21 protein-coding genes are annotated in these 25,418 nt (G+C 69.6%); 15 read left to right on the top strand and 6 right to left on the bottom strand.

The window, feature by feature from the left end; genetic code table 11:
* Positions 1-120 precede the first annotated feature (120 nt).
* The 9 genes from helR to QSK35_RS36850 all read left to right on the top strand — a co-directional run bounded on the left by helR (position 121) and on the right by QSK35_RS36850 (position 13,030).
* Positions 121-2,316, top strand: a complete 2,196-nt coding sequence (gene helR, locus QSK35_RS36890; protein WP_285752359.1) for an RNA polymerase recycling motor ATPase HelR — start codon at positions 121-123, stop codon at positions 2,314-2,316.
* Between the two features lie 299 nt (positions 2,317-2,615).
* Positions 2,616-4,541, top strand: coding sequence for an ATP-binding protein (locus QSK35_RS36885; RefSeq protein WP_285752358.1), 1,926 nt, complete (start codon positions 2,616-2,618; stop codon positions 4,539-4,541).
* Positions 4,528-5,523: an aldo/keto reductase gene (locus QSK35_RS36880; RefSeq protein ID WP_285752357.1), complete on the top strand. Its 996-nt coding sequence runs from the start codon at positions 4,528-4,530 to the stop codon at positions 5,521-5,523. Before QSK35_RS36885 ends, QSK35_RS36880 begins: the two co-directional genes overlap by 14 nt.
* Before the next feature lie 165 nt (positions 5,524-5,688).
* Positions 5,689-7,401 carry a thiamine pyrophosphate-binding protein gene (locus tag QSK35_RS36875; protein ID WP_285752356.1) on the top strand — a complete coding sequence of 571 codons (1,713 nt, stop codon included), beginning with the start codon at positions 5,689-5,691 and terminating at the stop codon, positions 7,399-7,401.
* 1 nt (position 7,402) lies between these two features.
* Positions 7,403-8,917 (top strand): asparagine synthase-related protein, encoded by a 1,515-nt coding sequence (locus tag QSK35_RS36870; protein WP_285752355.1) that lies wholly within the window; start codon positions 7,403-7,405, stop codon positions 8,915-8,917.
* A gap of 11 nt (positions 8,918-8,928) precedes the next feature.
* Entirely contained in the window at positions 8,929-9,879 is a 951-nt protein-coding gene (gene speB, locus QSK35_RS36865) for an agmatinase (protein WP_285752354.1), read from the top strand.
* On the top strand, positions 9,876-10,850 hold the full coding sequence (gene cs1, locus QSK35_RS36860; RefSeq protein WP_285752353.1) for a clavaminate synthase Cs1: 975 nt from the start codon (positions 9,876-9,878) through the stop codon (positions 10,848-10,850). The genes speB and cs1 overlap by 4 nt, the downstream gene beginning before the upstream one ends.
* Before the next feature lie 2 nt (positions 10,851-10,852).
* Positions 10,853-12,196 carry an aminotransferase family protein gene (locus QSK35_RS36855; protein WP_285752352.1) on the top strand — a complete coding sequence of 448 codons (1,344 nt, stop codon included), beginning with the start codon at positions 10,853-10,855 and terminating at the stop codon, positions 12,194-12,196.
* Positions 12,197-12,238: 42 nt separating this feature from the next.
* Positions 12,239-13,030 (top strand): three-helix bundle dimerization domain-containing protein, encoded by a 792-nt coding sequence (locus QSK35_RS36850; protein WP_285752351.1) that lies wholly within the window; start codon positions 12,239-12,241, stop codon positions 13,028-13,030.
* A 24-nt stretch (positions 13,031-13,054) separates the two neighbouring features.
* On the opposite strand, the gene QSK35_RS36845 is transcribed toward QSK35_RS36850, so the two are convergent.
* The 4 genes from QSK35_RS36845 to QSK35_RS36830 form a co-directional block, all read right to left on the bottom strand.
* A complete protein-coding gene (locus tag QSK35_RS36845; RefSeq protein ID WP_285752350.1) occupies positions 13,055-13,357 on the bottom strand; it encodes a hypothetical protein in 303 nt (100 codons plus the stop codon).
* 281 nt (positions 13,358-13,638) lie between these two features.
* Entirely contained in the window at positions 13,639-14,778 is a 1,140-nt protein-coding gene (locus tag QSK35_RS36840) for an HNH endonuclease signature motif containing protein (RefSeq protein WP_285752349.1), read from the bottom strand.
* Between the two features lie 263 nt (positions 14,779-15,041).
* Positions 15,042-16,379, bottom strand: a complete 1,338-nt coding sequence (locus QSK35_RS36835; RefSeq protein WP_285752348.1) for a nucleobase:cation symporter-2 family protein — start codon at positions 16,377-16,379, stop codon at positions 15,042-15,044.
* A gap of 37 nt (positions 16,380-16,416) precedes the next feature.
* Positions 16,417-17,007, bottom strand: a complete 591-nt coding sequence (locus QSK35_RS36830; protein ID WP_285752347.1) for a hypothetical protein — start codon at positions 17,005-17,007, stop codon at positions 16,417-16,419.
* A 148-nt stretch (positions 17,008-17,155) separates the two neighbouring features.
* On the opposite strand from QSK35_RS36830, the gene QSK35_RS36825 reads away from it, so the two are divergent.
* A complete protein-coding gene (locus QSK35_RS36825) occupies positions 17,156-17,944 on the top strand; it encodes an alpha/beta fold hydrolase (protein WP_285752346.1) in 789 nt (262 codons plus the stop codon).
* Here QSK35_RS36825 and QSK35_RS36820 read toward each other — a convergent pair.
* Entirely contained in the window at positions 17,937-18,782 is an 846-nt protein-coding gene (locus tag QSK35_RS36820) for an NmrA/HSCARG family protein (protein ID WP_285752345.1), read from the bottom strand. The two genes, QSK35_RS36825 and QSK35_RS36820, sit on opposite strands and share 8 nt — an antisense overlap.
* A 231-nt stretch (positions 18,783-19,013) precedes the next feature.
* Here QSK35_RS36820 and QSK35_RS36815 point away from each other — a divergent pair, with 231 nt between their 5' ends.
* The 4 genes from QSK35_RS36815 to QSK35_RS36800 all read left to right on the top strand — a co-directional run bounded on the left by QSK35_RS36815 (position 19,014) and on the right by QSK35_RS36800 (position 23,832).
* Positions 19,014-19,535 (top strand): (2Fe-2S)-binding protein, encoded by a 522-nt coding sequence (locus QSK35_RS36815; RefSeq protein WP_285752458.1) that lies wholly within the window; start codon positions 19,014-19,016, stop codon positions 19,533-19,535.
* A complete protein-coding gene (locus tag QSK35_RS36810; protein WP_285752344.1) occupies positions 19,532-20,500 on the top strand; it encodes an FAD binding domain-containing protein in 969 nt (322 codons plus the stop codon). Before QSK35_RS36815 ends, QSK35_RS36810 begins: the two co-directional genes overlap by 4 nt.
* Positions 20,497-22,677: a xanthine dehydrogenase family protein molybdopterin-binding subunit gene (locus QSK35_RS36805; RefSeq protein WP_285752343.1), complete on the top strand. Its 2,181-nt coding sequence runs from the start codon at positions 20,497-20,499 to the stop codon at positions 22,675-22,677. The genes QSK35_RS36810 and QSK35_RS36805 overlap by 4 nt, the downstream gene beginning before the upstream one ends.
* A 207-nt stretch (positions 22,678-22,884) precedes the next feature.
* On the top strand, positions 22,885-23,832 hold the full coding sequence (locus QSK35_RS36800; RefSeq protein WP_285752342.1) for a methionyl-tRNA formyltransferase: 948 nt from the start codon (positions 22,885-22,887) through the stop codon (positions 23,830-23,832).
* 85 nt (positions 23,833-23,917) lie between these two features.
* Here the strand turns inward: QSK35_RS36800 and panD are convergent, their stop codons facing one another.
* On the bottom strand, positions 23,918-24,352 hold the full coding sequence (gene panD, locus QSK35_RS36795; RefSeq protein WP_285752341.1) for an aspartate 1-decarboxylase: 435 nt from the start codon (positions 24,350-24,352) through the stop codon (positions 23,918-23,920).
* Positions 24,353-24,440: 88 nt separating this feature from the next.
* Between panD and QSK35_RS36790 the strand changes: the two genes are divergently transcribed.
* Complete coding sequence (locus QSK35_RS36790) at positions 24,441-25,415, top strand: ABC transporter substrate-binding protein (RefSeq protein ID WP_285752340.1); 975 nt, start codon at positions 24,441-24,443, stop codon at positions 25,413-25,415.
* The last annotated feature ends 3 nt before the right edge of the window (positions 25,416-25,418 follow it).

The raw sequence follows: 25,418 nt of genomic DNA, 5'->3' as shown, positions 1-25,418 counted from the left end.
ACTTGTGGCAAGAGCCCGGTCGTACCGCACAATTCCGCGGTCAACAAAAAAGGCGCGCTGTCCACAACCTCATGGACAACCCGCCGGATATACATTCAGATTAGCCGCCGTGGGGGGCAAGTGTCAAATCGCGAGTACGAAGACGAATTGCGGTCCGAGCAGAGCCACGTGGCCGGGCTCTACGTGCGGCTCGACGAGGAGCGCGCGCGGGTGAAGGGCGAGTACCGCGCGGCGCTGCGCGGAAACGGCGGGACGATCCTGGAACGCGATGACGAGGTGCGCGCGCGGGCCAAGGAGCTGAAGCGGCTGAACGTGGCCGACAACGGGTTGTGCTTCGGCCGGCTGGACTCGGTGACGGGCGAACGTTCCTACATCGGCCGGATCGGCCTGTTCGACCAGGAGAACGACTACGAACCGGTGCTGCTCGACTGGCGGGCACCGGCGGCGCGCCCGTTCTACATCGCCACCGGCGCGAACCCGGAGGCCATGCGCCGGCGCCGCCAGTTCCTCACGCGTGGGCGGCGGATCGCCGACTTCACCGACGAGGTGTTCGGCAAAACGGACGGGCACGAACATGGGGACACCGCCCTGCTCGCGGCGGTCAACGCGCCGCGTGGCGAGGGCATGCGCGACATCGTCGCGACGATCCAGGCCGAGCAGGACGCGATCATCCGGCACGAGCACCCCGGCGTGCTGGTGATCGAGGGCGGCCCCGGCACCGGCAAGACCGTGGTGGCGCTGCACCGCGTCGCGTACCTGCTCTACACGCAGCGGGAGCGGATGGAACGCCACGGCGTGCTCGTGGTCGGGCCCAACCCGGCGTTCCTCAACCACATCGGCCGCGTGCTGCCGTCGCTGGGCGAGTCCGACGTGGTGTTCACGACGCCCGGCGGCTTCGTGCCCGGCCTGCACGTCACCGCCGAGGACGGGCCGGAGGCCGCCCGGCTCAAGGGTTCGCTGCAGATCCTCGACGTGCTCAAGGCCGCGATCGCCGACCGGCAGCGGCTGCCGGAGCAGCCGATCGAAGTCGAGCTGGGCGGAGTGTCGACGCGGATCGACGCGGACACCGCGGAGTGGGCGCGACAGGAGGCGCGCGACAGCGGGTTGCCGCACAACGAGGCCCGCACGGTGTTCACCGAGATCATCACCTACGTCCTCACCGAGCGGACGATCGGCCGGGTCGGCAAGGGCTGGCTGAACCGGTCCGACCGCGACGCCTGGGAGCGGGTGCGCAAGGACCTGATCGCCGAGCTCGCGCTGAACGACCGGTTCACCGCCGCGCTCGACCAGCTCTGGCCGGTCCTGACGCCAGAAACTGTGCTGGCCGAGCTGTACACGTCTCGCGAACGACTGAAAGCGGCCGGCGCCGACGAGGCGTTGTGGCGCGCGGACGGCACGGCCTGGACGGTGTCCGACGTGCCGTTGCTCGACGAGTTGGTGGACCTGCTTGGCGGTGACCCGCCGGACCACAAGGCCGCCGAACGGGAGCGCAAGACGCAGGCCGAGTACGCCGAGGCCGTGCTGGACAGCCTGGTCGGCCGCCAGGACTCGATGGACGACGAGGACCACCTCTTCGCCACCGACCTGCTCTACGCCGAGGACCTGGCCGAGCGCTTCGAGGAGCGCGACACCCGTGACCTGGTCGAACGGGCCGCCGCGGACCGGAACTGGACCTACCGGCACGTCGTGGTCGACGAGGCGCAGGAACTGTCCGAAATGGACTGGCGGGTGCTGATGCGGCGCTGCCCGAACCGGTCGTTCACCGTCGTCGGCGACCTGGCCCAGCGCCGGTCGGTGGCCGGCGCGACGTCGTGGGCGCAGATGCTGGACCCGTACGTGCCCGGCCGCTGGGTCTACCTCTCGCTCACGGTCAACTACCGCACCCCGGCGGAGATCATGAGCGTCGCCGCGGCGCTGCTCGCCGAGTTCGCGCCCGGAGTCCAGCCACCGGAGTCGGTCCGCTCCTCCGGCGTCCGGCCGTGGTCCAGGCAGGTCTCCGAGGAGGAACTGGGTGAAGCCATCGCGGAGTTCGTCCGCGACGAGGCCGATCGCGAAGGCACCAGCGTCGTGATCGGACCGCCCGGCGTGCCGGGCACCGTGCCCGCGGCGGAGACGAAAGGACTGGAGTACGACGCCGTTCTCGTCGTCGAACCGGAGCGGATCCTCGCCGACGGCCCGCGTGGCGCGGCCGAGCTCTACGTCGCCCTGACCCGCGCGACGCAGCGCCTCGGCGTCCTGCATCAAGGGGCGTTGCCGTTGATCGGATTCACCGAATTCGTCACGCCACCCGCGATGCACCATTCGCAGCAACGATGACAGTTCACCGAAAGAGCGCGTTTCGCCTGGACACGGACCGGGAACCGTCCAACCGGGAACGCCTGGGAACACCTCCGACGACTCGCATAACGTTACGAAAATCGTGGCGTATGCGGGTCGTCTGGGGCGATTCCACGGAGCGGTAACCGAGCATCACTCATAGGGAACACCCCAATGGACACCCCACATCGCCCGTGCAATACTCGATTCAATTCTCGAATTAGAGATCGATTGACGGCGTTTTTCGCGTCGGCGCTGCGGAAATACCCGCGGGCGAATCCGGCGAACGAAGGGTTCACATGCGCAGCAACGCGGTTCGAGTCATAGACGGGACGACATTCGGAATTCACGACGCGGCGCACATTTCGGTGTTCGGGCCGCTGACACCGAGGTTCTCCGACGGCGACGTCGAGTTAGGTCCTCCACGCCGCCGGGCCGTGCTCGCGATGCTGGTCATCAACGCCGGCAAGATCGTCTCGACCGCAGCGCTGATCGAAGGGATCTGGGGCACCGCCCCGCCGGCGTGCGCGACCGCCACGCTCCAGTCGTACGTGTCCCGGCTGCGCGGGCTGCTGACGCACCCCGGTGTCTCGCTCTCCCACCGCGCGCCGGGGTACCGGCTGGTCGTGCCGCCCGAGCACACCGACGCGACCCGCTTCGAGCGGCTGGTCGAGCAGGGGCTCACGGCGCCCCATGACGAGGCGTTCTCGTTGCTGACCTCGGCGCTCGCCATGTGGACCGCGCCGCCGTACGAGGACCTCACCGACTACGAGTTCGTCCGGCAGGAGGTCGTCCGGCTCGAGCGCGTGCGCCTCACCGCGGTCGAACAGCTGGCCGCCACGGCGTTCGCTCTGGACCGCGACCACGAGGTGCTGCCCACCCTGGAGTACGAGAGCGCGCGCAACCCGACGCGGGAACGGCTGGTGGGACTGCTGATGCGGGCCCAATACCGGGCCGGTCGGCAGGCCGACGCGCTGCACACGTTCGACCGGACGCGCCGGCTGCTGGCCGACGAGCTCGGCGCCGACGTCGGGCCCGACCTGCAACGCGTGCACGCCCAGATCATCCGGCACGACCCGGCGCTCCGGCCGGACGCCAACCGGCCGAGGGTGCCCAGTCCGCGGTCCCCCAGGCTGAGCGTCGTCCCGGACCACGACCCGCGGCACGGCCGGGAGACCGAGCTGCGCCGGCTCAACGACCTGCTGGACACCGCGCGCGGCGGTGAGGGCCGGATCGCGCTGGTGACCGGTGAGGCCGGGGTGGGCAAGACGTGGCTCGTCGAGGAGCTGCGCAAGGACTGCCGGGCCGACAGCCAGGACGGCGCCGACCTCGTGTCGGTGTACTGCCCGCAGGCGGACGGCATGCCCGCGTACTGGCCGTGGACGCAGGTGCTCCGGCAGCTCGCCACCCTGCGGCCGGACGCGATGCGGCGGCTGCCCACGGACGTCCGTGCGACGCTCGCGTTCCTGTTGCCCGAACTGCGGCCCGGTCCCGACCTGGACACCACGCACACCGCACCCACGGCGTTCGAGGTGCACGAGGCGATCAGCCGGGCACTGTGCCACTTCGCCGATCGGCCGCTGGTGATCGCGCTGGAGGACTTCCAGTGGGCGGACCGGTGCTCGCTCGCGATGCTCCGGTTCGTCGCCCGGCAGCTCGCCGGGGCCAAGGTGCTGCTGATCACGACCTTCCGCACGTTCCGGATCGCCTACGACGCCGACCTGCGCGTCACCCTCGCGGTCCTGGAACAGCAGCCGGTCGTCGAGGCGATCCGGCTCACCGGCCTCGACCGAACGGCCACCGCCGAGCTGGTCAGCGCGGCCGGAGGTGGCACGATCACGGCCGAGGTGGGCGCGGCGCTGTACGAACGCACCCTCGGCAACCCGTATTTCGTGCTCGACCTCGTGCGCAACCTGCCCGCCGGCGCGGGGGCCGAGGAGGTGCGGACGTTCGTGCCCAGCGGGCTGCACGACGTAATCCTGGAACGGCTGTCCTCGGTGCCGCCGGAGGTCAGGCTCGCGCTCGACGTGTGCTCCACGGCCGACGACGGCGTTCCGCCCGCGGACCTCACCGTTTCCGACGAGACGATCCGGGTCGCTGCGCAGAGCGGGCTGCTGCGGATGAGCCGGGGTGTTCCGCGCCGCGTCCGCGTGGCACATCCGCTGGTGCGGGACGTGATCCGGCACGAGATCGACGCGATGGAGGTCAACCGTGCCCCTTGCTGACCTCCCCACTCGCCGGCTCGGCCCACTGACCGTTGCGGCGCAAGGCCTCGGCTGCCTGAGCATGAGCTCCTTCTACGGTGCGTCCGACCGGGCCGAGGCGATCGCCACCGTCCACGAGGCGATCGACCGCGGTGTCGCGATGCTCGACACGGCCGACATCCAGGGCCTGCTGCCGGGCGAGGGCGAGTGGGTGCTCGGCACGGCCGTCGCCGGGCGGCGCGACGAGGTGCTGATCGCGACCAAGGCGGGCCTGGAACGCTCGCACACCGGCGAGTTCCTCGGTGTGCGCGGGGACCGGGACTATCTGCGCCGGCAGTGCGACGAGTCCCTGCGCAGGCTGGGTATCGACCACATCGACCTGTACACCAAGCACTGGTTCGCTCCCGGCGAGGACGTGGCCGAAACGATGGGGGCGCTGGGCGAGCTCGTCGCCGCGGGCAAGGTGCGGCACGTGTGCCTGGCCGAGGTCGGTGCGGACACCATTCGCCGGGCCCACAGTGTTTTCCCGGTGACCGCGGTGCAGAGCGAATGGTCGTTGTGGAGCCGGGACATCGAGACCGACATCGTGGGCACGTGCCGTGAGCTCGGGATCGGCATCGTCGCCTGCTGCCCGCTGGGCCGCGGTTTCCTGGCCGGGCAGGTCGCCGACCCCGGCCGGCCCGAGGACTTCCGGCACACCCTGCCCCGGTTCTCCGCGGACAACCTGCCGCGCAACCTCGCGATCCTCGAGCGGCTGCGGCCCCCCGCGCGGCGGCACGGGCTCACCCTCGCTCAGCTTGCCCTCGCCTGGGTGCACCACCAGGGTGACGACGTGGTCCCGATTCCCGGCACCGCCCGGCGGGACCATCTGGCGGAGAACCTGGCCGCCGCACTGGTGGAGCTCTCCCCCGCCGAGCTGGCGGAGATCGAGGCGGCGGTCGCGCCCGGTGACGTGTACGGCGAACGCTACGCACCGTTTCTTATGGAGCTTGTAGGCAACTGACGCACTCGCGAAACGCCCGGCAGGTCTGCCAGACCTGTCGGGCGTTTGTCATGCCGGCCCACCTTGTGCACGGCTTGTGTTGTGTCACAAGGAATCCGTCAGTCCCGTCGCAAGTGGCCCGGCGCACAGTCGGACCGGGAAGCCATTGAGCCGAGGGAGACCGTCATGTCGCGAGTGTCCAGCACCCCCAGCGCCAACTCCACCGCCCGTGCTCTGCTCCAGCGCCTGCGTGATCACGGTATCGAGACCGTCTTCGGTGTGGTGGGACGGGAAGCCGCGTCGATCCTGTTCGACGAGGTACCGGGTCTCGACTTCGTGCTCACGCGGCACGAGTTCACCGCCGGTGTGGCGGCCGACGTCCTGGCCCGGATCACCGGCAAGCCGCAGGCCTGCTGGGCCACCCTCGGCCCCGGCATGACGAACCTGTCGACCGGCGTCGCGACGTCCATTTTGGACCGTTCCCCGGTGATCGCGCTGGCCGCGCAGTCCGAGTCGCACGACATCTTCCCCAACGACACCCACCAGTGCCTCGACTCGGTCGCGGTGATGCGCCCGATGACCAAGTACGCGGCGGAACTGCAGCGTCCCAACGAGATCACCGACCTGGTGGACTCCGCGATCGGCGCCGCGATGACCGAGCCGGTCGGGCCGAGCTTCCTGTCGCTGCCGGTGGACCTCCTCGGCGCCGACGTCGACCCCTCGCTGCAGCACCCGCCGGCCAGGACCCCGGAGCGGCCGATCGGCGCGGTGGCGAAGGACTGGGAGGACGCCGCCGCACAGGCCGCGGAACTGCTGCGCGGGGCCGAGCACCCCGTGCTCGTGGTCGGCGCGTCGGCGATCCGCTCCGGTGCCGTGCCCGCGATCCGCGCCCTGGCCGAGCGGCTGCGGATCCCGGTGATCACCACCTACATCGCCAAGGGGGTGCTGCCGCACGGGCACGAGCTGAACTACGGCGCGGTCACCGGCTACATGGACGGCATCCTGTCGTTCCCCGCCCTGGAGACGATGTTCGGCTCGGTGGACCTCATCCTGACGCTCGGCTACGACTACGCCGAGGACCTCCGGCCGTCGATGTGGCAGCGCGGCATCGAGAAGAAGACCGTCCGCGTCTCGCCGACGGTCAACCCGATCCCGCGGGTCTACCAGCCGGACGTGGACGTGGTCGCCGACGTGCTGTCCTTTGTGGAGTATCTGGACGCCGCCAGCACAGACGTGTCCGCCAAGACGCCGCACGACATCTCGGCGTTGCGGGACCGGATCGCCGAGTTCCTGGCCGACCCCGAGACCTACGCCGACGGCATGCGGGTCCACCAGGTCATGGACGCGATGAACACCGTGATGAGCGAGAGCGCGGAGGACGGCGAGGGCACGATCGTGTCCGACATCGGGTTCTTCCGGCACTACGGCGTGCTGTTCGCGCGCGCCGACCAGCCGTTCGGGTTCCTCACCTCGGCGGGCTGCTCCAGCTTCGGCTACGGCATCCCCGCCGCGATCGGCGCCCAGCTGGCGCGTCCGGGTCAGCCGACGTTCCTGATCGCGGGCGACGGCGGGTTCCACTCCAACAGCGCCGACCTGGAGACCATCGCGCGGCTGAACCTGCCGATCGTCACGGTGGTCGTCAACAACGACACCAACGGGCTGATCGAGCTCTACCAGAACCTCGGCCACAAGCGCTCGCACCAGCCGGCGGTGAAGTTCACCGGTGTCGACTTCACCGAACTGGCCCGCGCCAACGGCGTCGAGGCGGTGAAGGCCGCCAGCCGCGAGGAGCTGCTCGCCGCGCTGCGCAAGGGCGTGGGCCTGGGCCGGCCGTTCCTCATCGAGGTGCCGGTGACGTACGACTTCCAGACCGGCGGCTTCGGCGCCCTGGCTGTCTGACATGAGCACTCTGCCTCCCGCCACGGGATTCCTGGTGTCCGCCGGACCGGACGCGGTCTTCAACCCCGTCCCGATGTTCGCCTCGCTCGGCGCGCTGACCGAGGTCGAGGACAACGCGAGCGGGACGCGGCTGTGCGCCACGCTGGTCCACTCGGGAACACCTCAAGGCGCCGTCGCCCGCCGGCGCGGCGCGACGCTGGTCCTCGCCGGAGAGCTCCACAACGGCGACCAGCTGCGGTCGTTGCTGCCCGGCGACGACATCCCGGACACCGACGCGGGACTCGTCCTCGCGCTCGTCGAGCTGTACGGCGTCCACGCGTTCCGGCTGCTCAACGGACGTTTCGCGGCGTTCGGCCTCCTGGGCCGGCGCGCCCTGCTGGCCACCGACCACGCCGGCTCGGTGCCGCTGTATCTCAACGCCGTGCGCGGCCGGATCACCGCGGCGACCGAGGCCAAGGCCATCACGGTGACCACCCGGCATCCGATGCCGGCACTCGGGCGCCAGATCCACGCCCTGCCCGGCATCCGCCAGGTTCCCGCGGGCTCGGTGCTGGAACTGGACGTCGGTTCCGGCGCCGGGACCGTCCACCGCACGTGGACCCCGCCCCTGTCGCGCCGGATCCTGCCAGAGGACGAGGCGGTCGAGCTCGTGCGAAGGACGCTCGACCACGCCGTGCGGTCACGCATCGGCTCCTGCACGCCGCTGGTGGTGATCTCCGGCGGGATCGACTCCTCCAGTGTCGCCGCGCTGGCCGCTCAGGCGGTGCGCGGGCCGATCGACACCGTGTCGATGGGCACGACGGACAACAACGAGTTCGCCGAGGCACGCGTTGTCGCGGAACACCTGCGATCCGTCCACAGTGAACTGACTGTGTCCACGGAGGATCTTCTGCGCAGGCTGCCGCACGCGATCTGGGCGTCCGAGTCCACCGATCCCGACATCATCGAGTACCTGTTGCCGTTGACCACGCTCTACCTCGGCCTGAACGGGCCGGGGAGGCGGATCCTGACCGGCTACGGCGCGGACATCCCGCTGGGCGGCATGCACCGCGAGGACCGGCTGCCGGAGCTGGACACCGCGGTCGCGCGCGACATGGCCACGTTCGACGGGCTCAACGAGATGACGCCGGTGCTGTCGGCGATCGGCGGCCACTGGTCCACGCATCCGTTCTGGGACCGCGAGGTGCTCGACGCCCTCACCGGGCTGGAGGCCGGTCTGAAACGCCGCTACGGGCGGGACAAGTGGGTGCTGCGCGCGGCGATGGGCGACATGTTGCCGCTGCCCACGGTGCTGCGGCCGAAGCTCGGCGTGCACGAGGGCTCCGGCACGACCACCGGGTTCACCGCGCTGCTCACCGGCGCCGGTCTGCCGGCCGACCGGGTGCACCAGGCCAAGCACCTCGTGGTCCGCGAGCTGTTCGGCCAGGTCGTCGCGGAGGGCAGGCACCCGGACGAGGTCGACCTCATGGCCGTGGTGGACGAGGTCGCCCGCAACCACTTCCAGCCGGTGGCGTGAAAGGAGCACAGGTGGAACGGGTAGACACCACGATCTCGCCCCGGTACGCGCAGATCCCCACGTTCATGCGTCTGCCGCACGACACCGATCCGTCCGGCTATGACGTCGTCGTCATCGGAGCGCCCTACGACTCGGGCGCCAGCTACCGGCCGGGCGCCCGCTTCGGTCCGCGAGCGATCCGGGCCGAGTCGGGGCTCATCCACGGCGTGGGCATCGACCGCGGGCCCGGCACGTTCGACCTGATCCGCTGTGCGGACGCGGGCGATATCGACCTGACGCCGTTCAACATGAACGTCGCCATGGAGACCGCGCAACGCCGGCTCGAGGTGCTGCTGCGGGACAACGCCGCGTTCCTCATGCTCGGCGGTGACCACTCCATGACGCTGGCGGCATTGCGCGCCACCGCGGGAAAACACGGCCCGCTGGCGGTGTTGCATCTCGACGCGCACTCCGACACCAATCCCGCGTTCTACGGCGGGGAGTACCACCACGGCACGCCGTTCCGGCACGCCATCGAGGAGAAGCTGGTCGACCCACGGCGGATGGTGCAGCTCGGCATCCGCGGCCACAACCCGCGGCCCGACTCGCTCGACTACGCCCGCGACAACGGCGTGCACATCGTCACCGCCGACGAGTTCACCCAGCTCGGCATCGCGGACTGCACCCGGTTCGTCCGCGAAACCGTCGGTGACGCGCCGTTGTACGTGTCGGTCGACATCGACGTGGTGGATCCGGCGTTCGCGCCGGGCACCGGAACCCCCGCTCCCGGCGGGCTGTCGTCCCGCGAGCTGCTGGCGTTGCTGCGCGCGACCGGCGACCTGCGGCTCACCGGGTTCGACGTCATGGAGGTCTCGCCGCTCTACGACCACGGCGGCATCACCTCGATCCTCGCCACCGAGATCGGTGCCGAGCTGCTCTACCAGTACGCACGATCCCGTGCATCGGAAAGGAAGCCGTCATGACCGTCCTCGACTGCACCGCGTACTCGGCGCAACTGCGCACGCTGGCCCGGCAGCTGCCCCAGGTGCCGCGCGCCGACCTGCACGGGTTCCTGCACATCGCGAAGGCCGCGGCCGACCAGTTGCCCGCCGAGATCGCTCGGGCACTCGACGACTTCAACGCGCACGGCAGCCAGGACGGTCATCTGGTGCTGCGCGGCCTGCCCGTCGAGGACGACGCCGACCTGCCGCCGACCCCCACCAGCACCCCGGCTCCGACCGACCGGCCCCTGTTGACGATGGAGGCCATGCTCGCGATCTTCGGCCGCCGGCTCGGCCTGCACACCGGCTATCGCGAACTGCGTTACGGCACGGTCTTCCACGACGTGTACCCGTCGCCGGGCGCCCACCACCTGTCGTCGGAGACCTCCGAGACGCTGCTCGAGTTCCACACCGAGATGGCGTACCACACGCTGCAGCCCAACTACGTGATGCTGGCGTGCTCGCGCGCGGACCACGAGCGCCGCGCGGCCACCCTGGTGGCGTCGGTGCGCAACGCGGTTCCGTTGCTGTCCAAGGACGTCCGCGAGTGGCTCTTCGACCGGCCGGTCCCGTGCGAGGTCGACGTCGCGTTCCGCGGCGGTGTCGAGGATCCGGGCGCGATCGCCGACGTGAAACCGTTGTACGGCGACAAGGACGACGTCTACCTCGGTTACGACCGGGAGCTGCTCACGCCGAAGTTCCCGCACGACGTCGAGGCCGTCGAGGCGCTGTCGAAGGCGCTCGACGAGGTCACCGAGGCGGTGTACCTCGTGCCCGGTGATGTCCTGATCATCGACAACTTCCGGACCACGCACGCCCGCACGCCGTTCACGCCGCGCTGGGACGGCCACGACCGGTGGCTGCACCGCGTCTACATCCGCACCGACCGCAACGGCCAGCTCTCCGGCGGCGAGCGCGCCGGTGACGTCGTCGACTTCGAACCGCGGCACTGATCATGACCGCACTGCTCTCCAGCCTGGTCGAGCGGGATCGCGCCACGCTGATGCATCCGCTGCTGCCTGAGGATCGAACCGACCGCACGGTTCTGGTCAGCGGCAACGGTGTCCGGGTCCGGGACGCCGACGGGCGTTCGTACCTCGACGCTTCCGCGGTACTCGGTCTGATGCAGGTCGGTCACGGCAGAACTGAGCTCGCCGAGGCCGCTGCCGCGCAGATGCGTTCCCTGGCGTGCTTCCACACGTGGGGCACGATCACCAACGACAAGGCCGTCGAGCTCGCCACGCGACTGGTCTCACTCGCGCCGGACGGCCTGGACCGGGTGTTCTTCACCAGCGGTGGCGCGGAGGGCAACGAGATCGCCCTGCGCATGGCGCGGTTCTTCCACCACCGGCAGGGACATACTGACCGCACCTGGCTGCTGTCGCGGCACAGCGCGTACCACGGCATCGGTTACGGCAGCGGCAGTGTGTCCGGATCCCCGGTCTACCAGGCGGGGTTCGGCCCGGTCGTGCCGGACGTCGCCCTGCTCACGCCGCCGCACCCGTACCAACGCGAGCTCTTCGGCGGTGACGACCCGACCGACTTCTGCGTGCGGGAGCTGGAGAAGACCATCGACCAGCTCGGCGCACACCGGATCGCCGCGATGATCGGCGAACCGGTGATGGGCGGGTACGGCGCGGTCGTGCCGCCGGCCGACTACTGGCCGCGCATCGCGGAAGTGCTGCGGCGCAACGGGATTCTGCTGATCTTCGACGAGGTCGTCACCGCGTTCGGGCGCACCGGGCGGTGGTTCGGCGCCGAGCACTTCGGGGTGGTGCCGGACATCCTCGTGACGGCCAAGGGCATCACGTCCGGCTATGTGCCGCACGGTGCCGTGCTGGTCAGCTCGCCGGTTGCGGACGTCATCTCGTCCGGCAACGGGTTCCCGATCGGCTACACCTACACCGGGCATCCCACCGCGTGCGCCGTGGCGTTGGCCAACCTCGACATCATCGAACGCGAGCGCCTGCTGGACAACGCGGTCGAGGTCGGCGCGCACCTCGGCGCCGGGCTGCGGACGCTGCTCGACCTGCCCGCGGTCGGTGACGTCCGGCAGCTCGGGATGATGCTGGCGGTGCAGCTCGTGTCGGACAAGGACGTGCGGACGGACCTGCCGCCGGGCAGCACGCTGCGGGTCGCCGACGCGTTGCGCGAGGACGCGGGCATCATCGTGCGCACCAACCCGCACTCGCTGATCGTCGCGCCGCCGTTGATCCTGGACCAGGCCACCGCCGACGAGCTGGTGGTGGGGCTGCGTTCCGTGCTCTCCCGGCTCGGCACGGACGGCGTCGTTCGCTGACGGCCTCTTGGTGCGCGGCCCGGCGCAAGGCAGACTGCGGGGGTGCTGCGGTGTGACGTCGACGAGCAGATCGCCCGACTCGAGGCCCGCCTCGTCCACGAACAGGACCGGGTACCGCCGACCCTCGTGCACGAGTGGGTCGCGCGGGCCCGCGCGCGGTTCGCCGGGGCGCGGGTGCCGGATTTCGTGCCGCTGCTAGTCGAACGGGCGGTCCGGGCGCAGGCCACGGCCAACGCGGAGAGTTTCGCCGCGGGTCCGAGCGGTGGGTTCGGCCTGGTCTGGGCCCGCCGCACCGCCCATCGGCTGCTCGCGCGTGAGCTCCCCCGCCGCTGGGCCCACACCAGCGGGGTGGCGCGTCGCGCGGAACAGGTCGCGCACGTCCTGGCGTTGCGGGACCGGCCGGTGCTGATCGCGGCCGCGTGGCTGCACGACATCGGTTACGCGGCCGAGGTGGTGGAGACCGGGTTGCATTCGCTCGACGGCGCCCGGTTCCTGGCCCGCCAAGGCGTGTCGCCACGGGTGTGCGGGCTGGTCGCCCACCACTCCGGTGCCGCCGCGGTCGCCGCCGAGGTCGGGCTGGCTGGTGAGTTGGGGGCGTTCCACGACGAGCGTGGGCCGGTCCGTGACGCGCTGTGGTACTGCGACATGACCACTGATCCGCAGGGTCGTCCGGTCACCGTGGAGGAGCGGATCGCCGAGATCCGTGGCCGGCGTGGGCCCGATGACCCGGTCGTGCGGGCGTTGTCGGCCAACCTCGGTGAACGCCTTGCCGCCGTGGACGCCACGCACCGGTCGCTCAGCGCGCTGGCTGATCGGGTTGCCGCACCCGCTTAGTACTCCAGCCGTAGATCGTAAGGATCAACGGCGGTCTCGCCTGCTTGGACGCCATCGGAACCAGTAATCCACACCCTCGGCCCGGTGCCGGGCGCCGGCATCGAACCGCACCTCGCCCACCAGTCGCCTCGCGTCGTCCGGCACCTGCCGGTACTGCTTCAGCAGCAGGTCCAGTTCGTCGTAGCGGGCCCACTGCTCGCGCTCCAGCTCCACCGCCGCGTCGCTCGCGGGCCAGACGCTGTACTCGTCGGCTTCGTCAGCGTGGTTGTAGTCGTAGCCCTGGAAGTAGTGGGGCTTGCCGTTGACATCGGCGAGGCCAGCGCGCACGCCCGAAGCCATCCGCGATCAGCTGCACTTCGTCCTGGGTCTCAGCCACACGCGCAGGCTACCGATGGGCGATCCGCTCGGGTATTTGGACGCGGCTGCGCCGCGACACGTTGGCATTTTCGCGCGGCCACGGCGCTAGGGCGCCGCGTCCGCGCGAAAATGCCAACGTACCGAAGTCTGTGGTTGGCTGCCGTCGTGCCCCAGACACCGCCCAGACTTGCGTAATTTTGGTGCGGTTGCGGGCATGGCCGGGAGGTGTGGCCCGAGTTTCGTCGTTTATTTTAGAACGGCGGATCGGTCGGGAAGCCAGCCAGCACCGGTTCCGGTTCGCGCACGTACACCTTTCCCGACGGGGCCTTGAAGATGAACCGCCCGGGAATCGGCTGAGTCACCGCCCAATTGCTCTTGTGCTTCAACCGATGATGATGCTTGCAGAACGGGCACAGGTTGCACGCCGCCGTCGGACCGTCGGGATAGGGCACCGTGTGGTCAAGTTCGCAGCGCTGCGCGGGCATCATGCAGCCCGGCTGACGGCACGTCTGATCACGCGCCCACAGGAACCGGCGCAGATGCTCCGGCGGCCGATACGTGCTGGTGCCGACATCCAGCAGCATCCCCGACTGCGGGTCAGTGAGCAGTCGCCGCCACGTCGAGTCGCCCGCGAGCTCGCGGGCGAGTTCGGCGCTGATCGGGCCGTAACCCACCAGCTCACCGGGATGATCATCCAGTCCCATCAGGGTGGTCGAGGAGACGGTGACGTTCAGGTTGACCTTCACGGAGGAGGTCTGGTCGGGCGTCGCGAGGAGCATGTCGGCGACCACGTCGGCGCGGCGCTGGCTGAGCGTGCGCGTGTCACCGGGAAACTTCGCCGCACGGGCGAGCTTGTCGACCCGATGCGCAGCCGCGATACCGCGGTCGGCGGGCAGCCAGGCGAACAGCTTCACCATGTCGTCGACCCGCTCCTCGATCCCGGCGATCCGCTCGGCCTTGCGCGCCTCCCGCCGCTCGGCGCACCCCTCGGGGTCCACCGCCATCACGATGCGCTGCAGCGACCGCCGCAGCTGGGTACTGGTCTGTCCCGGCGCCTTGACCAACGCCCGCTCCTCGACCTCCGCGGCCTGGTCGGCGGTGAGCCGGTGGGTGTAGTTGAACAAGATCTTCGCCTTATAGGAGTCGATCTCCCCCGCCTGCAGGGCGTCGACCGTGCGGGGCAGCTTGGTGACCGTCTCCCGCGCCACCAGCAACTGATCCTCGGCCCACTTCGAGGTCCACTTCATCGCCGCGACAATCTCCGCCGCCGCGAATTCGTCGTCGGCGGTACCGATGGCGAAGTCGGCAAGCTGACGCAATAGCTGGGCCTGCCAGTAATCAACTTGCTTTTGTATGAACAGCATATTGTCGATAGCCGCCGCTCGGTCCATAGCACAAATCTACCGCAAGATCACAATTAAACGGCCAACCCCGCAATGGAGACCACTATCGAGTGAAAATCAAACAACGAAACTTCAGCCACCTCATCCCGACCACCCACACAACCGCACCAAGCAACGCAAGTCTGGAACGGATCAGGACCCACCACAAAAGCCAACCACAGACTTCGGTACGTTGGCATTTTCGCGCGGACGCGGCGCCCTAGCGCCGTGGCCGCGCGAAAATGCCAACGTACCGCGGCGCAGCCGCGTAATCAAACAGGACTCCGACGCCTGGCAGTGTGGTTGAACAGAACGTTCAGCAGGAACGACACCAGCGCCGCACTGGTAATCGCGCTGCCCCCGATCACCTGAGCCCAAGCCGGAAACGTGTGATAGATCTTCGGCGCCACAACTGGCAACATGCCGACCCCGATGGACACGGCGACGATCAACAGGTTGCCCGTGTCGTCGAAATCCACGGCGCGCAGGATGTTGATGCCGATGGCCGTCACGGTGGCGAACATGACCAGCCCGGCCGCACCGACCACGGGCCCCGGCAGCGAGGCGACGACCTCGCCGAGCTTCGGCGCAAGTCCAAGCAACACCAAGATCCCGCCAGCGGTCGCGGCGACGTAGCGGCTGCGGACCTTGGTGATGCCGACGAGCCCCACGTTCTGCCCGAACACGGTGTCCAGGAAGCCGTTCATGACCCCGCCGAGCACACCGGACACGCCTTCGGCGGCGAGTCCGCGGGCCAGGTCTCGCGGGGTGACCGGCCGACCGGTCATCTCGCCGACGGCGAGCATGTCGGCGGTGGATTCGGTGAACGTCACCAGCATCACGACGCACATCGAGACGACCGCGGCCACCGGGAACTGCGGCGCTCCGAAGTGAAACGGCGTGGTGATGCCGAGCCAGGAAGCGCTGCTGACCGACGAGAAGTCGGTCATTCCCAAGGCGATCGCGGCCAGCGTCCCGCCGACGAGGCCGAGCAGCACACCCAGCTGCGCGAGCACTCCCCTGGCGAACCGGGCGATCAGGACGATGAGCAGCACGATGCCCGCGGCCAGCACCAGCCGACGAGGAGCCGCGTAGTCCGCCGCCGTGGGATCCACTCCCGCAATCAGCCCGGCGGCCACACCGATCAGGGACAGCCCGATGACCGTGATGACCGAACCCGTGACGACCGGCGGGAAGAACCGCACGGCACGCGCGAACGGCACGGCCACCAGGATCCCGAACAGCCCGGCCGCGATCATCGACCCGTACACGGCCTGGACCCCGTACTGACCGGCGATGAGGATCATCGGCGTGACCGCGGTGAACGTCGCGCCGGCCACGACGGGCAGCCGGATGCCGAGCACCCGCCCGATGCCGAGCGCCTGCAGCAACGTGATCAGGCCCGCCACCAACAGGTCGGCGTTGACGAGCAGGCCGATCGTGGACGTGTCGAGCCCGGCGGCCGCGCCGAACACCAGCGGCACCGTGACACAACCGGTGTACATCGCCAGCACGTGCTGCAGGCCGAGCAGTGCGAGCCGGGTGGGCGGCAGCACCTGGTCGACCGGGTGCCGGGAAGTGTCCATGCTGCCGTTGTATTCCCTGGGCATCAATGCAAGGTAGCGGTCAACCGCTCAGCGGAACGGCTCACAGGCACGGCGGCCGGTAGCCGTCGATCCGCAGGCCGCGGAACTCGATCCGGTTCGCGGTCTTGCCGACGAACACCAGGCCGCGCGCCTCGGTCAGCGCGGAGGCCAGGGAGTAGTCGGGCTTGCCGAGCTCGGGCAGCGTCGTCCACTTGTCCGGCGCGAAGCTGAACCACCGGTGCACGATCTTCCCGCCGGTCGACGGGACCTTCGTGAGCCACTTGTTCCCGCCGCTCCAGTGCGAGGCCGGGCGCAGCTGGACGTAGAGGTCGTCGGTCGCGCTGTAGGTCATCCAGAAGCCGCGCGACTTCGACAGGTCGGCCTGCGCCTCGAACTTGTTGCCCAGCCACACGACGACCACATGCCACTCGGCGTTGAGGAACGTGACCTTCGCGGCGTACTTGGGGCCTTCGCGGACGAGCAGGCTGCCGGTCGCCGGCACGGTCGTGCCCTCGCCGGAGGCCAGCCACTGCTGCAGCCGGTCGATCGACGGGGTGTCGCACTCGCAACCCGGTGCGGCGGTCGCCATTGCTCCCGGACCGAGCAGACACACCAGCAGGAGGCTCACGAACGTCCTGGCGAATGCCCTCATTCCGGGCAAGCTAGCAGAGTTCTAGACCAATTTTCGGAATCGATATGTCCTCAACAGTTCACTCTGTAAAGGATCGGGAAGACTGCGGGCATCGACCCCACCGAACCCACGCGAGCCAAGCTCGCCCTCACCGCATGGCGGTTGCTCGATGACTGACCCGGACCTGCACATCTACGACATCGGGCCGAAATCCGCCCGGCTCACCGTGTTGTGGCACCACGGCACACCGAACCTCGGCACGCCGCCCGCGCCGCTCCTGCGGCCCGACGTCCGCTGGGTGTCCTACGACCGGCCCGCCTACGGCACCTCGACCCCGGATCCCGGACGCACCATCGGTTCCGCGGCCGCGTACGCGGTCGCGGTGGCCGACGCCCTGGGCATCGACCGGTTCGCGGTCATGGGCCATTCCGGCGGCGCCTCGCACGCCCTCGCCTGTGCCGCACTGCTGGGTGATCGCGTCGTCGCCGTGGCGGCACTGGCCGCGGTCGCACCGTTCGACGCGGTCGGGCTCGACTGGTTCGCCGGGATGGCCTCGGGCACAACGGCCTCGCTGCGGGCGGCCGCCGAGGGACGGGCGGCCAAGGAGAAGTACGAGGCATCGGCGGAGTTCGATCCCGACGTGTTCACCACTGCGGACTTCGCGGCGCTCTCCGGTTCGCAGGACTGGTTGAACGCGGTCGTCACCCCAGCGCTCGCCGCCGGCCCCGGCGGGCTGATCGACGACGACCTCGCCTACGTCCGGCCCTGGGGTTGCGATCTGGCGGAGATCACCGCCCCAGTGCTGCTCGTGCACGGCGACGAGGACCGGATGATCCCCGCCGCGCACAGCGCGTGGCTGGCCGGGCAATGCCCGGACGCGGAGCTGTGGCTCAGTCCGGGTGACGGCCACATCTCGGTCCTCGACCGCGCCGGCGAAGCACTCGACTGGCTCACCTGACGGACAGCCACTCGCGGACCGTCCGCGCGGTAGGCACGATCGACCGGGTGACGGCCGGGTCGATCTCGACCGGGTTCTCGTGCAGCCACCGCCACATGGCCGTCAGGTCCTTGCCGGTGAACCGCTCGAACAGCCACACCGGCATCGGGAACCTCCGCGGCGGGCGGCCGAAGACCTCGCGCCACAGCTCGCGGCACTCGTCGAGGGTCCGCACGTCGGACGCCAGGGCGAGGTCCGCGCCGACGAACCGCTCCGGTTCGGCGAACGCCCGCGCCGCGACCGCGCCCAGGTCGTCGGCGCACAACCACGGCAACGGCCGGTCACCGCCGATCAGCTTCGGCATCAGGTGCCACATCGAGACCGGCGGATAGAAGTCCTTGTCGGTCATCAGTTCCATGAACGCCGTCGGTCGCAACACCGTGAGCGGCAGCCCGAGCGACTCCAGGTGGTCCCGCACCACCAGCTTGGACTCCCACTGGCCGACCCCGGTCCCGCTTCGCCCGACACCGGCCGATCCGTACACAACGTGCCGCACGCCCGCCTCGGCCGCGGCGTCGCCGACCGCGCGGCCCTGCCGGACCTCCGCGTCTAGTCCGCTGATCATCGGGTTCTGCACGCTGAACACGCCGTGCGCCCCGGCGAACGCCGGGCGCAGCGAGGCGATGTCGGCCATGTCCGCACGGACCATCTCGGCTCCGGCCGCCGCGAGCCGCCGTGCCGAAGCCGAATCCGGGTCACGGGTCAGCGCCCGCACCCGCCAGCCGGCCGCGAGCAGGTGCCGGGCGACCGCGCCACCCTGCCGGCCCGTCGCACCGGTCACCACCACCAGTTCGTCCATCACTACCTATCGCAGGACGACCGCATCGGTTACGCGGCCAAAAACATCGGATGTATACGGTGCCAAACAAGCACTACCGGCCAGATTCGGCAGCTTGGCGCATTGACTCATCGGATCGGTGCTGCTTATGTGACCCTCGGAACACGGGGAGATCACATGGCACCCAACGAGTCTGACCTGTCCAGGCGGCGGTTCTTCGGGCAGGCGGCGGCGGTGTCCGCCGGTGTGGCGATGAGACCGTCGATCGCCGCTGCCGCACCCATTACCGAGCAACCACGCACTGACGGCCTGGTCGACGTGGCGTTCTCGGTCAACGGCGAGCGGAAGAAGCTCAGCCTCGACCCGCGGGTGACGCTGCTCGACGCCCTGCGCGAGCGGCTGAACCTCACCGGTACCAAGAAGGGCTGCGACCGCGGCCAGTGCGGCGCATGCACGGTCCATGTCGACGACCGGCGCGTGCTGTCGTGCCTGACGCTCGCGGTGTCGTTGCAGGACAAGAAGGTCACCACGATCGAGGGCATCGCGGACGGCGACGAGCTCCATCCGGTGCAGCAGGCGTTCATCAACCACGACGGGTTCCAGTGCGGGTTCTGCACGTCCGGCCAGATCATGTCGGCGGTCGCCGTCGTCGGGGACGGCACGGTGCGCACGGACGACGAGATCCGGGAGGCGATGTCCGGCAACATCTGCCGCTGCGGCGCCTACCCCAACATCCTGGACGCGATCAAGCAGGCACAGGCGGGCCGGTCATGAAGGCCTTCGACTACGCGAGGCCGAACGGCGTCGACGAGGCGTTGCGTCTGACGAAGCCGGGCTCGGCGTTCCTCGCCGGCGGCACCACCCTGGTCGACCTGATGAAACTCGAAGTCGTGACGCCCGATCACGTCATCGACGTCAACCTCCTGCCGTTGCGCGGGATTCGGGTGCACGGCGGGTTCCTGCGGATCGGCGCGCTCGAGCGGATGAGCGCGGTGGCCGCGCACCCCATCGTCTACCCGGTGATCTCCCGGGCGCTGTTGCAAAGCGCATCGGCACAGCTGCGCAACATGGCCAGCATCGGCGGGAACCTGTTGCAGCGCACGCGATGCGACTACTTCCGCGACACCGCGTCGCCGTGCAACAAGCGGCAGCCGGGCAGCGGATGTCCCGCGCAGACCGGAGTCAACCGCACGCACGCGATCCTGGGGACCAGCGACTCCTGCGTCGCCACCCACGCCAGCGATCTGGCGGTGGCGCTCGTCGCCCTGGACGCGGAGGTGCGGCTGCGCGGCCCGGACGGCGAGCGCACGGTCCCGTTGGAGAAGTTCTACCTGCTGCCCGGAAGCACTCCCGAGACCGAGAACCAGCTGCGGCCCGGCGAGCTGATCGTCGACGTGGCGGTGCCGTTGCTGCCGTGGGCACGCCGGTCGACGTACCTCAAGATCCGTGACCGGCAGTCGTACGAGTTCGCGCTCACCTCCGTCGCGGTGGCGCTGAACGTCCGGCGCGGCGTGGTGCTCGACGCCCGGATCGCCGCGGGCGGGGTGGGCACGCGGCCGTGGCGGCTGCGCGCCGTCGAGGACGCGCTCCAGGGCAGCCCGGCGCTGGAACAGACTTTCGCCGACGCCGCCCAGTCCGCTGTGGACGGAGCACGGCCGTTGGCGCAGAACGCTTTCAAGGTGACGTTGCTGAAGCGGACGATCGTCCGCGCGCTGATCGACGCGGCGGGTGCGCGATGACGCCGATCGGAAAATCAGTTGACCGGGTCGACGGGCGCCTGAAGGTCACCGGTGCGGCCCCGTACGCCGCGGACAACAACCCGCCCGGCCTCGCCTACGGCTACCTCGTCACGAGCACCGTCGGCCGGGGCGTGGTCACCGGCATGGACACGGCCGCGGCGGCCGCCTCCCCCGGCGTGCTCGCGGTGTACACGCCGTTCAACCCGCTCAAGCTGTTCGCCTACGGGCAGGAGCAGAACGACGAGCGCATCCCGCCGTTGCAGGACAAGGAAGTCCGCTACTTCGGGCAGCCCATCGGGTTCGTCGTCGCCGAGTCGTTCGAACAGGCCCGCGACGCCGCCACGTTGGTCAGGGCGACCTACGAGCAGCAACCGCCGGTGACGGCCGCGCTCGCCGCGACCCACGTGGAGCAGACCGACGAGCAGCCCGACACCGTGCTCGCCGACGGCGTGTCGTCGTTCGCCCAGGCGTTCAACGCGGGCGACGTCACGTTCACCGCGACCTACTCGACGCCGGTGCAGCACCACTGCGCGATGGAACCGCACGCCACGGTGGCGGCCTGGAACGGCGACCACCTGACCGTCTACACCGTCACCCAGGGCGTGGTGCTCGTGGTGCGGCGGCTGTCCGAGACGCTCGGCATCGACGCCGCGAAGATCCACGTGTTCAGCCCGCACGTGGGCGGCGGCTTCGGCGGCAAGTGGGGCAACTGGGCGCAGGTGCCGCTGGCGTGCGCCGCCGCGAAGGCGCTGGGCCGGCCGGTGAAGGCCGTGCTGTCGCGCGAGCAGGTGTTCGCCGTAGCCGGGCACCGCCCGATGACGAAGCAGACGATCTCGCTGGCGTGCACCGCGGACGGCACGCTGACCGCGATCAGCAACGACGGCGTGTCCGGAAAGTCGTTGGCGGGCAACTGGTCCGAGTCGGTGGCGAACTGGACGCTCACCACCTATGCGTCTCCCAACATCCGCACCAGCAAGACCACCATGCCGATGAACCTCGGTGCGGCGACGGTGATGCGGGCGCCGGGTGAGGCGAACGGCTCGTTCGCGCTGGAGAGCGCGATGGACGAGCTCGCCGGGCAGCTCGGCATGGACCCGATCGCGTTGCGGCTGAAGAACTACGCGACGGTCGTGCCCAACACCGGGAAGGCCTGGTCCAGCAAGCATCTCGACGAGTGCTACCGGCGCGGGGCCGAGGAGTTCGGCTGGAACGCCCGTCCGGCGAAACCGCGCGCGACCGTCGAGGGCGACTGGCTGGTCGGGACGGGCATGGGAACCGCGACCTACGGCGCGTCCCGCGGGCAGGCGAGCACCAAGGTGCGGCTGCACGCGGACGGCACGGCGACGGTGTCCGGCACGGCGGCGGACCTCGGCACCGGCCAGTACACGGTGTTCGCCATCCTCGCCGCGGACGTCCTCGGCATCCCGGTCACCCGAGTCCGGCCGGAACTCGGCGACTCCGCGTCGCCCACCGCCGCGAACGCGGGCGGGTCGAACTCGACGTGCACCAACGGCCCGGCCGTTCAGGTCGCGGCGCAGGCGGCGCGCGCGGAGATCGTCAAGCTGGCCACCACCAACGAGAAGTCGCCCTTCTACGGCAAGGAGGTCGTGTATCGGGACGGCAGCATCTCGTCCGGCGGCCTCACGATGAGCTTCGGCACCCTGCTCACGACGTGCGACGTCGGCAGCGTCGAAGCCGTTGGCACATCCCCGAAGCTGACGGACCCGGACCACGCGTTCCGCTCGTTCGGCGCGCACTTCTGTGAGGTCCGGGTGCACAGATGGACCGGCGAGCCCAGGGTGACGCGCTGGCTGACTTATGTCGACGCGGGCACGATCGTCAACGTCAAGGCCGCGCGCAGCCAGATCCAGGGCGCGGTGGTGATGGGCATCGGGCAGGCCCTGCTGGAGGCGACCGAGGTCGACCAGGCGACCGCGCGGTTCGCCAACGGCAACCTCGGGTCCTACCTCGTGCCGGTCCACGCCGACATCCCGCCGATCGACGTGCGGTTCCTCGACCATCCCGATCCCCTGATCAGCGGGCTCGGGGCGCGGGGCATCGGCGAGCTCGGCATCGTCGGCGTAGCCGGGGCGATCGCGAACGCCGTGTACCACGCCACCGGGGTCCGGGTCCGGGAACTGCCGATCACGCTGGAGAAGCTGCTCGACGCGGTGTGAGCCGCGGCGACCGCGACGATGGTCCACAATGGACTGCAGGATCTTGCCTCCACGACACGGGACAGGTCGATCAGTTCCGCGTCGAGGCCCACTCCGACGAGGTCGTATACCGCGTCGGTCATGGCGCCCCTCTCGTTGCGAGATTAGGTTAGCCTTGCTTTACTTGCCGGGTCTGTCAACCCCACCCCATCGCGACGGAGGAGACTCGTGCGGGTCGTCATGTTCGGCTACCAGACGTGGGGTCATCGCACCCTGCAGGCCCTGCTCGCCTCGGACCACGAGGTGGTTCTGGTCGTCACCCATCCCAAGAGCGACCACGCATACGAGAAGATCTGGTCCGACTCGGTGGCCGAACTGGCCGAGGAGCACGGCGTTCCGGTCCTCATCCGCAACCGGCCCGGCGACGAGGAGATGATGCTGCGCCTCAAGGAAGCCGAGCCGGACATCATCGTCGCCAACAACTGGCGCACCTGGATCCCGCCGGAGATCTTCACGCTTCCCAAGCACGGCACCCTGAACGTGCACGACTCGCTGCTGCCGGCGTACGCGGGTTTCTCGCCGCTGATCTGGGCCCTGATCAACGGCGAGCCGGAGGTCGGCGTCACCGCACACATGATGGACGCCGAGCTCGACGCGGGCGACATCGTGCTGCAGCGCGCGATTCCCATCGGCCCCACGGACACCGTCACCGACCTGTTCCACCGCACCGTGGACCTGATCGGGCCGATCACGACCGACGCGCTGGACCTCATCGAGTCCGGCCGCGCGGTGCTGACCGCGCAGGATCGTTCCCGCGCAAGCTTCTTCCACAAGCGGTCCATTGAGGACAGCCGCATCGACTGGAGCTGGTCGGCGGAGGACATCGAACGGCTCGTGCGCGCCCAGTCCGACCCGTACCCCAACGCGTTCACCCATTACCGCGGCGAGCGCATCCGGATCGTGCGGGCCGCGCTGTCTTCGGCGTGCTACGGCGGGACTCCCGGTCGCGTGTTCATCCGCGAGGGAGACGGGGTCGTCATCGTCGCGGGCGCCGACGCCCGCCGTGGTACGAACCGCGGGCTGGTGATCCAGCGGGTGCGGACCGACGACGGGACCGAGCACGCCGCCACGGAGTTTTTCCGCGCTATGGGCGGATATCTGACGGCTCGGCCATGAAAGTGATCCGGTGCCGCCGGCCTGTGACGGCGGCACCGGATCAGGTTGGCGCGATCGCGGGCTCCCCGATCGCGCCAGGACCTGGTCAGACCGGCACGACCACACGTTCGTCAACCGCGCCGGACATCTGCCCCTCAGCACCGGGCACGGGCTCCGCCGGGTCCGACCCGAGCGCCACGATCCGGTTGTCCCGGTCGACGTGCACAACGCGCGGCCGATGCGTTGCCCGCTCGGCTTCCTCAACCTGCTGGAACGACATGATGATCACCAGGTCGCCGGGAGCCACCAGTCGGGCCGCGGCACCGTTGATGCCGATGACACCACTATCCGCTGGCCCCTCGATGACATACGTGGTGAGCCGGGCACCGTTGTCGATGTCGACCACGTGGACGAGCTCGCCCTCCACCAGGTCGGCGGAGTCCATCAGGGTCTTGTCGATCGTGATGGAGCCGACGTAGTGCAGGTCGGCCTGCGTCACGGTCGCCCGATGAATCTTGCCGCCGAGCAGTGTGCGCTGCATGGATCGTCCTTCCGGGAAGCGGTTGCCAGACAAGGTTAGCCTAACCTAATCTCCATCCTCGGCAACCCGCCTCGGTTAAGGAGTTCAGATGGATCGCAGGACCACGCGAAGGTGGGCGCTGCTGGCCGCCGCCGGAGTCGTCGCCGCCGCGCTCGCCGGCTGCTCGTCGAAGAGCGACCAGCCCGACGCCGCGAGTGGCCCCGTCACGATCGAGCACAAGTTCGGCTCGACGAAGATCCCCGCCAAGCCGCAGCGCGTGGTGACGGTCGGCTGGAACGACCAGGACTTCGTGCTGGCACTGGGAGTCACACCGGTCAGCACCCGCGCCTGGTTCGACTCCTACAACACGCTGCCGTGGGTCAAGGACGCCACCGGCGGCAAGGGCGTGACCACGTTCTCCGGTGAGATCAACTTCGAGGCGATCCTCGCGCAGAAGCCGGACCTGATCCTGGCGATCTACGAGACCATCGACCAGCAGACCTACGACAAGCTCACCGAGATCGCGCCGACCGTCGTGCAGTCCAAGGACTATCCGGACGAGCAGACCCCGTGGGACGTGCAGACCCTGACCATCGGCAAGGCGCTCGGCAAGCAGACCGAGGCGCAGGCGTTGGTGGACAAGGTGAAGGGCAAGATCGAGGAGGCGCGCAAGGCCCACCCCGAGTTCGCCGGCAAGGTGCTCGTCGAGGACTACGGCCCCGAGAACGGCCAGCACTACCTCATCCCGGCCAAGGACCCGCGGCGCGCGCTGTTCGACGCGCTCGGTTTCGCCGCGCAGTCCGAGTCGGCCGAGTTGAGCGAGGAACGGCTTGACGTGCTCAACCGCGACGTGCTGTTCGTCAACGGCGCCACCAAGGCCATCATGCTGCAGTCGAGCGCGTTCGCCGGCCTGCCGGTCGTCCAGACCGACCGCACGCTGTACACGACGTTCGACACGCCGCTGGCCGGCGCGCTGTCCTACAGCGGGCCGAACGCGTTGCTGTACGCGCTCGACAAACTCGTTCCACAGCTGGCCAACGCCGTGGACGGCAAGCCCGAAACCAAGGTCGCCGACCTGAACTGACGA

The sequence above is a fragment of the Lentzea sp. NBRC 105346 genome (assembly GCF_030269605.1).
Taxonomy (GTDB): Bacteria; Actinomycetota; Actinomycetes; order Mycobacteriales; family Pseudonocardiaceae; genus Lentzea.
This window is presented reverse-complemented; position numbering and strand designations above follow the sequence as displayed.

Coding starts and splice junctions, on each gene's coding strand:
- QSK35_RS36885 (WP_285752358.1), top strand. CDS start 2,616: ATGCGCAGCAACGCGGTTCGAGTCATAGACGGGACGACATTCGGAATT.
- QSK35_RS36875 (WP_285752356.1), top strand. CDS start 5,689: ATGTCGCGAGTGTCCAGCACCCCCAGCGCCAACTCCACCGCCCGTGCT.
- QSK35_RS36870 (WP_285752355.1), top strand. CDS start 7,403: ATGAGCACTCTGCCTCCCGCCACGGGATTCCTGGTGTCCGCCGGACCG.
- cs1 (WP_285752353.1), top strand. CDS start 9,876: ATGACCGTCCTCGACTGCACCGCGTACTCGGCGCAACTGCGCACGCTG.
- QSK35_RS36855 (WP_285752352.1), top strand. CDS start 10,853: ATGACCGCACTGCTCTCCAGCCTGGTCGAGCGGGATCGCGCCACGCTG.
- QSK35_RS36840 (WP_285752349.1), bottom strand. CDS start 14,778: ATGGACCGAGCGGCGGCTATCGACAATATGCTGTTCATACAAAAGCAA.
- QSK35_RS36835 (WP_285752348.1), bottom strand. CDS start 16,379: ATGCCCAGGGAATACAACGGCAGCATGGACACTTCCCGGCACCCGGTC.
- QSK35_RS36830 (WP_285752347.1), bottom strand. CDS start 17,007: ATGAGGGCATTCGCCAGGACGTTCGTGAGCCTCCTGCTGGTGTGTCTG.
- QSK35_RS36825 (WP_285752346.1), top strand. CDS start 17,156: ATGACTGACCCGGACCTGCACATCTACGACATCGGGCCGAAATCCGCC.
- QSK35_RS36820 (WP_285752345.1), bottom strand. CDS start 18,782: ATGGACGAACTGGTGGTGGTGACCGGTGCGACGGGCCGGCAGGGTGGC.
- QSK35_RS36815 (WP_285752458.1), top strand. CDS start 19,014: ATGAGACCGTCGATCGCCGCTGCCGCACCCATTACCGAGCAACCACGC.
- QSK35_RS36810 (WP_285752344.1), top strand. CDS start 19,532: ATGAAGGCCTTCGACTACGCGAGGCCGAACGGCGTCGACGAGGCGTTG.
- QSK35_RS36805 (WP_285752343.1), top strand. CDS start 20,497: ATGACGCCGATCGGAAAATCAGTTGACCGGGTCGACGGGCGCCTGAAG.
- panD (WP_285752341.1), bottom strand. CDS start 24,352: ATGCAGCGCACACTGCTCGGCGGCAAGATTCATCGGGCGACCGTGACG.
- QSK35_RS36790 (WP_285752340.1), top strand. CDS start 24,441: ATGGATCGCAGGACCACGCGAAGGTGGGCGCTGCTGGCCGCCGCCGGA.